Raw genomic sequence first — 7331 nt, forward strand, 5'->3', positions numbered from 1 at the left:
TCTTGGTGTCTATGTGGTTTACTTACGTATTCTGGTGATTCTGCCCGCAACCATTATTGGCAATGTCTGGCGCTATAAGGGGTTCGTTGCCATTGTTGAAGGTGAAACGATTAACACCATTAAGGCTCGGAATGGCAAGGATATTGCGTTAGGCTTTGAGGTCAAGTGTGATCAGTTTACAGTTTCCTTTTATGATGCACCGGGTGGTGGCGGTCCCAGCCAGATGCCAAAGGAATTCAAAAGTATCCTGACCCTTACTGAAAACGGCAAAGAGATTCCCGGTTACAAACATGCACGGGTGGTGGTGAACGAACCGCTGAGCTATAAGGGAATTACCTTCTATCAGTCCAGCTATGGCCAAGCCAACGATCCCAGTACCTTCTTCTTTACGGTTAAAAATCGCGCAAATGGTAAGGTTGAGCAGATTGCACTGCGTCCCGCCTTGCAGACCCGTCTTGCTGATGGTCGCCTGGTTTCAATTGTAGATTTGACTGACAACCCGGGTGAGGGTACGGCTGCGGTATTGAGTGTCAGCGATAAAGGAACGGAACCTAAGTTTTTCAAGGTGTTTAAGAATAACCCTGCGCTGGATGAACTGCGGGGGGATAGTCTGATTTTTAGTTTTATCGGCACCGATGCCCGAATGTACACAGGGCTGCAGGTTAATAAAGATCCCGGCGTATGGGTAGTCTGGGTAGGTTGTACCATGATGTGCCTTGGTCTCTGTATCGCCTTCTTTATGTCCCATAAGCGGGTCTGGATTGTGGTGCAGCCTGGTTATGCACGGGTCTACGGCAATGCCAGCAAGAATCAGCCGGCATTCATGATCGAGTTTGAGGCAATGGCTGAAGAGCTTCAGAAACAGAACATCTGAGTGGAGGAATAAACCTAATGTTGAGTGCAAAACTCTTTAATGCAACAACCATATTTTACATGTTGTCTACCCTGGCTTTTTTTGGCTATCTGGCCAGTCGTAACAGCAAGGTAGGTTTGGCCGGTTCTATTCTCGCCTGGGCTGGCTTTGCTGTACAGACTGTTGCCACAGGCCTGCGTTGGAAAGAATCCTATGACATGGGTATGGGGCATGCTCCTCTGTCCAACCTGTATGAGTCGGTGGTCTTCTTTGCCTGGAGTATTGTGCTGATCTTCGGGATCATCGATGCAAAATACAAATACCGGATTATCGGCGCATTTGTGATGCCGTTTGCACTGCTGTCCATGGCCTGGGGGCAGCTCTACCTGCCAACAGACATCAATCCGCTGATGCCTGCTCTGCAGAGTAACTGGCTACTTTACCATGTTCTGACCTGCTTCCTTGGCTATGCCGCCTTTGCCGTCGCCTGCGGTGTTTCAATCATGTATCTGATCAAAGCAAAATTTGAGGAAAAAGGGAATGATGCCGCCGGTAGCGTTATTGCCCACTTTCCACCCACCAAAATTCTGGATGACCTGAACTATAAGGCTATTATGGTCGGTTTTCCGCTTTTGACGCTGGGGATTATCACCGGTGCTGCCTGGGCCAACTATGCCTGGGGAACCTACTGGAGCTGGGATCCAAAAGAGACCTGGTCGCTGATTGTCTGGTTTGTCTATGCTGCCTTTCTGCATGCCCGTTTTACCAAGGGCTGGGTTGGCAAGCGGGCTGCATGGCTCTCGATCATCGGTTTTGCTGCCACTATTTTCTGCTATCTGGGAGTAAACCTGTTGTTGTCAGGTCTGCATAGCTATGGTAGTTTAAACTAGTTTTTGTCGCTTGATACTGCTTGAAAAAACCGGGTTTACCCGGTTTTTTCTGTTTGTGGGGTTGTAGTGCTGACAGTCTCCGTCATTATACCGATCAAACCTGGCCTGGTGCCGCAGGCAGCAGGGCGGATAGTATCGCTGGGCTGGCTCGCTGACCACTGTGAACTGTTGGTTTCAGAAGGAATCAATCCAAGCTGCCAGCGTAATCAGGCGGTGCAGCAGGCAAAGGGTGAGATCATCTATTTTATAGATGATGATTCGATGGTAGTACCGGATGCCCTGCAGCGGCTTGAACAGCATTTCGTTGATCCGCAGGTGGTTGCAGTTGGGGGACCATCGTTGACGCCGTCAACTGATACCATCCTGCAGCGGGCTATCGGTGCTGCCCTGGCCTCACCACTTGGGGCAGGTGGTGTGCGGAATCGTTACCGGGCTGTTGGAGCGGTTCGACAGACCACTGAGCGAGAGTTGATCCTCTGTAATCTCGCCATCCGGCGGGATGCATTTCTGGCAGCCGGTGGTCTGGATGAACGGCTGTATCCCAATGAAGAAAACGAGCTGCTTGATCGTTTAAAGAAGAGTGGCGGCCAACTGCTGCACGATCCAGCGCTTGCTGTTGAACGGAGTCAACGTGCGTCAGTACCCGCTTTTGTCAGGCAGATGTATCGCTATGGGCGTGGCAGGGCTGAACAGACCAAAATAGCCGGTTTCAGCGGACTAATGCCGTTTGTACCGCTCGTTTTTTTACTGTATCTGCTGACCTTGCCGTTTGTGCAGCTGTTGCTTTGGTGGGGGCCACTGCTGCTGTATCTGTCAGTGGTCACTGTCTGTACAGTACGTGCTGCAGTGCAGGCACGCTCAGCCTGGTTCTTGCTGCTGCTTCCTTTTTTGTTTCCTCTCCTGCATATCTCAAACGGTGTCGGGTTGCTGGTTGGCTTTCTGCTCCCGCAGAAGCGTCAAATATGCTATAAACAGCAACCGGTAACCGTACGCCGTATGCAGCCGTAACCTATTCTGTGGAGAATTTGATGGACCTGAGTGTTGTTGTTCCGATCTATTTTGAAGAAGATAATATCAAGCCGCTCTATGCAGCAATTACTTCGGCGCTTGATCCAACTGGTTTGCAGTACGAGATTATCTGTGTTGATGATGGTTCAGGAGATAATTCCTTCCCCCTGTTAAAAGAGCTCGCTACAAAAGACCAACGTCTGCGGGTGATCCGCTTCCGGCGTAACTTTGGCCAGACAGCAGCCATGGCTGCCGGATTTGAGGCTGCCCGTGGTGCGGTGATCGTACCGATGGACGGTGACCTGCAGAACGATCCGGCTGATATCCCGTTGCTGCTGGAAAAGATTAACGAAGGTTATGATGTAGTCTCCGGTTGGCGCAAAGATCGGCAGGATACCTTCATTAACCGGAAATTGCCCTCCATGATTGCCAACGGTCTGATATCTCGCTTCACTGATGTTCACCTGCATGATTATGGCTGTACGCTGAAGGCCTACCGCCGCGAGGTGTTGGAGGGGATCGGCCTGTATGGCGAGATGCACCGTTTTGTGCCTGCCCTTGCCTCGCGAATTGGTGCCAGGGTGGCAGAACTACCGGTACGGCACCATCCCCGTCTGTATGGCACCGGCAAATATGGTATCTCCCGCACGGTACGGGTGGTGCTTGATCTGCTGACCGTAAAGTTCCTGCTTTCCTATGCCACCAAGCCGATCCAGCTATTCGGTAAATGGGGCATCTACTCGATGCTGCTGGCCTGTGGTACCGGTGGTGCCATGGTCTACATGAAACTGTTTGCCAATACCAGCATGAACCGAAACCCCCTCCTTATCCTGACTGCCTTCCTGATGTTCATGGGGGTTCAGTTCATTACCCTTGGTTTGCTGGGGGAGCTGAATGCCCGTACTTATTACGAATCACAGGGCAAGCCGATCTATTCAGTAAAAGAACGACTGAACGATCCTGATGAGTATGTCTGAAAAACCATTGCGTATCCTGATGATCGCTCCCACGCCGTATTTTTCGGATCGCGGTTGCCATGTCAGGATCTATGAAGAGGCCAGGGCGCTGATGGCTCTGGGGCATCAGGTCCGGATTGTCTGTTACCATCTGGGGCGCAATCTCGAGCCGGTGCCGGTTGAGCGTACACTGGCCATTCCATGGTATAGCAAACATGAGGCTGGTCCTTCCTGGCACAAACCCTACCTTGATCTGCTGTTGCTCTGCACCTCATTGCGGGTTGCCCGCCAGTGTAAGCCAGATCTGATTCATGCCCATCTGCACGAAGGGGTGCTGATCGGCTGGGTGGTTGCCAAGCTGCGCAGGATACCGCTGCTGTTTGATTATCAAGGCAGTCTGAGCGGTGAGTCACTGAATCATGGATTTTTCGGAACCGGTTCTCTGTTGCACCGCCTCTTTCGCTGGATTGAGAACCGTATTAACCGCCTGGCTGATCTGATCATCACCAGCTCAACACCAGGCAGGCACGAGCTGCTCAGGCTTTGGCAGCTGCCTCAGCAAAAGGTGGTTGCCCTGCCAGACGGAGTTGATACCTCAGTGTTCCGATACTTTCCCCGTGCTACCGCCCGTGAGCGGTTGGGGATTGATGACCAGGTGCCGGTGATCGTCTATCTGGGGCTGTTCAATCAGTACCAGGGGGTTGATCTGCTGATTCATGCAGCACGGCTGATGATTCAGCAGGGGCGGAACTTTCACCTGTTGTTGATGGGCTACCCTGAACAGGAATATCGTCAGTTGGTAGACGAGCTTAATATGAACAGTTTTGTTACTTTTACCGGTCGGGTTAACTATGCTGAGGCCCCGATGATGCTGGCAGCCGCTGATCTTGCGGTTTCTCCGAAGATCTCCGACACCGAGGCCAATGGTAAACTGCTAAACTACATGGCCTGTGGTCTGCCGGTGGTTGCCTTTGATGCACCGGTCAATTGGGAGCTTCTAGGTGATGATGGCATCTATGCTGCCTTTGGCGATGTCGTAGATCTTGCCCGTTGCCTTTCCAGTGCGTTGGCTGATCGAGAAGCGTTGCGGCAACGGGGCAAGCGTTTACGTTTACGGGCAGTTGAACAGCTTGCCTGGGATGTGCGGGTAAAAGAGCTGGAAGCGGTCTATCAACAGCTACTGGTTGTTGAAAAATAATCTGTCCTGGGGTACGGTTCAGGTCATGAACAAAACAACAACTGCTTCACTTGATGATTATACTTTGTTCAGACTGCTCTGCGAGCTGGAGCAAGGTCCTGTTTGCTCTCAGCGGGAACTGGCACGCAGGTTGGATAGCGCTCTGGGGCTGGTTAATAACTACCTTAAGGCCGCTGTTGTAAAAGGGTGGGTCAGGGTTAAGGAACTATCCGGTAACCGTTGCACCTACCACCTCACAGCTAAAGGGGCTGCAGAATTGCGCCAGCTAGCCTTACTGCACAGTCGTTATCTGGATCGTGTGATTCCGGTTGTACTGCATGAGTACCGGCAGTTGTGCAGGCAGTTCAAGGATGAAGGGGTTGAGCGGGTAGCCCTGTGCGGTATAGACGGCTGTGCTGAACTGGCCTGGCTGGCATTGCATGAGGCCGGTATTGAGGTGGCGTTGGTGATGGACATGGATGCGTCTGGTGAAACGCTTATGGGACGTGAGGTCGTATCTCTGGCTCGTGCCATGTTAAGTGGTATGTACAAGGTGTTGATCAGCTCGCGTAATCGGGCTGATATACTCTATCACGCCCTGCTGGATCTCGGTACTGATCCGATGTCAATCAAGGTGCCGGTACTGTTTTTGGAGAACAGATAATGGATTGTAATGCAAAAATATTTGTGGCTGGTCATCGGGGCATGGTTGGTTCTGCTCTCGTGCGTAAATTGGAACTGGCAGGTTACCGCAACCTGGTGCTAAAAACCTCCTCAGAGCTGGATTTGCGTAATCAGGCCGCTGTTACAAGCTTCTTTGAGCAGGAAAAGCCTGATTATGTCTTTCTCGCTGCAGCACGAGTCGGCGGAATCATTGCCAATAGCACCCGTAAGGCTGAATTTCTTTACGATAATCTGATGATCCAGACCAACGTGATCCACGAGGCCTGGAGAAACAACGTCAAGCGACTATTGTTTCTGGGCAGTACCTGTATTTATCCCAAGTTTGCCCCCCAGCCGATTCGTGAGACAGACCTGCTGACCTCACCCCTTGAGCCAAGCAATGATGCCTATGCCATAGCCAAAATTGCCGGTATTGTTCAGTGCCGTTCCTACAATCAGCAGTACGGAACCCGCTTTCTGGCCGCCATGCCCAACAACCTCTATGGCCCGGGTGATAACTATGACCTGACCGGTTCCCATGTCCTACCAGCCCTGCTGCGCAAGTTTCATGAAGCCAAGCAATTCGGCTCTCCAAATGTCACCGTCTGGGGTACCGGTACCCCGTTACGTGAATTTATGCATGTGGATGATCTGGCTGATGCCTCGCTGTTTCTGATGTTGCTTGAAGATGAATATTATGAAAGTCTTCTGACCTATTCTGACGCACCGGCCTTGATCAATGTCGGGTCTGGGCAGGAGATCAGCATTGCAAACCTTGCCCGGATGGTGCAGCACGTGGTGGGCTATGAAGGTGAGCTGGCCTTTGATACGGACAAGCCAGACGGTACTCCACGCAAACTGGCTGATTCGTCCCGGCTGCATGCCCTAGGCTGGAAGCATCGGATTGAGCTTGAGGATGGTGTGCGGGATGCGTACCGGTGGTATCTGCATAACAAAGTAGATTGTTGAATAAAGTTTCTTGATTTTCATGTGGAAGTCGTGTGTTGCACATTTTTCCTGTGTTCTGATGAGTCGTCTGGAAGGCGTACGCCCTTGCAAAAAGTAATTAGAAATACAGGTTGGATGCTTTTTGATAAAATATTCAGACAGGGTGCAGTCTTTTGTCTGAATATCTGGATAATGAGATACCTCGGGCCTGAGAAATTTGGCTTGCTAAGTTACGCAACAGCCTTTGTTTCGCTGTTTCTGGCTGTTGCTAATCTCGGTTTGTTTGGCATAGTAACCCGTGATCTGGTCAAATACCCCGAGTCTCGTAATGAGATTCTTGGTACCGCCTTATGCTTGAAAATTGTTGGTGGTCTTTCTGTTGTGCTCCTGGCTGTAACAACAATACACTTCTTAAGACCCGGAGATGCTTTTTCACTATATCTTATTATAATTGTGTCGTCGGGAATGATTTTTCAGGCCTTTGAGGTGTTTGACTTCTGGTTTCTTTCACAGCTCCAGTCAAAAAACAGTTTTTGGGCTAATTTGCCGGGTTTTGTGCTTGTTTTTATTGTGAAAATAATGCTGATTGTAACAGGGGCACCGTTGTCAGCCTTTGCTTGGGCTGCTTTTTTTGAGATAGTCTTGGCTGCAATGGGCTTTTTGTTTATGTACCATAGAACAACAGGCGAGTTATTAAAACTCCATTTCAGCCTTACGTGGGCCAGGATGCTTTTGAGGGACAGCTCTCCTCTCATTTTTGCAGGTCTTATGATGATGATTTATACACGTATTGATCAGGTAATGCTTGGTCAAATGACAGGAGATGGATCGGTGGG

General features: G+C 50.6%; 8 protein-coding genes. All 8 read left to right on the plus strand.

Annotated features, from left to right (window positions below):
- On the plus strand, positions 1–874 hold an 874-nt coding region (locus OEL57_RS11810), incomplete at its 5' end, for a cytochrome c biogenesis protein ResB (protein ID WP_300740733.1).
- Positions 875–891: 17 nt separating this feature from the next.
- A complete protein-coding gene (ccsB, locus tag OEL57_RS11815) occupies positions 892–1743 on the plus strand; it encodes a c-type cytochrome biogenesis protein CcsB (protein ID WP_300740734.1) in 852 nt (283 codons plus the stop codon).
- Between the two features lie 66 nt (positions 1744–1809).
- Positions 1810–2751 (plus strand): glycosyltransferase family 2 protein, encoded by a 942-nt coding sequence (locus OEL57_RS11820; protein ID WP_300740735.1) that lies wholly within the window; start codon positions 1810–1812, stop codon positions 2749–2751.
- Positions 2752–2771: 20 nt separating this feature from the next.
- Positions 2772–3728 (plus strand): glycosyltransferase family 2 protein, encoded by a 957-nt coding sequence (locus OEL57_RS11825; protein ID WP_300740736.1) that lies wholly within the window; start codon positions 2772–2774, stop codon positions 3726–3728.
- Positions 3721–4905, plus strand: a complete 1185-nt coding sequence (locus OEL57_RS11830) for a glycosyltransferase family 4 protein (RefSeq protein WP_300740737.1) — start codon at positions 3721–3723, stop codon at positions 4903–4905. Before OEL57_RS11825 ends, OEL57_RS11830 begins: the two co-directional genes overlap by 8 nt.
- A 25-nt stretch (positions 4906–4930) precedes the next feature.
- Positions 4931–5548: a winged helix-turn-helix transcriptional regulator gene (locus tag OEL57_RS11835; RefSeq protein ID WP_300740738.1), complete on the plus strand. Its 618-nt coding sequence runs from the start codon at positions 4931–4933 to the stop codon at positions 5546–5548.
- Positions 5548–6516: a GDP-L-fucose synthase family protein gene (locus OEL57_RS11840; protein WP_300740739.1), complete on the plus strand. Its 969-nt coding sequence runs from the start codon at positions 5548–5550 to the stop codon at positions 6514–6516. The genes OEL57_RS11835 and OEL57_RS11840 overlap by 1 nt, the downstream gene beginning before the upstream one ends.
- An 84-nt stretch (positions 6517–6600) precedes the next feature.
- A partial coding sequence (locus OEL57_RS11845; RefSeq protein ID WP_300740740.1) for a flippase occupies positions 6601–7331 on the plus strand: 731 nt, incomplete at its 3' end.

It is taken from the genome of Trichlorobacter sp. (assembly GCF_030247655.1).
Lineage (GTDB): Bacteria > Desulfobacterota > Desulfuromonadia > Geobacterales > Pseudopelobacteraceae > Trichlorobacter.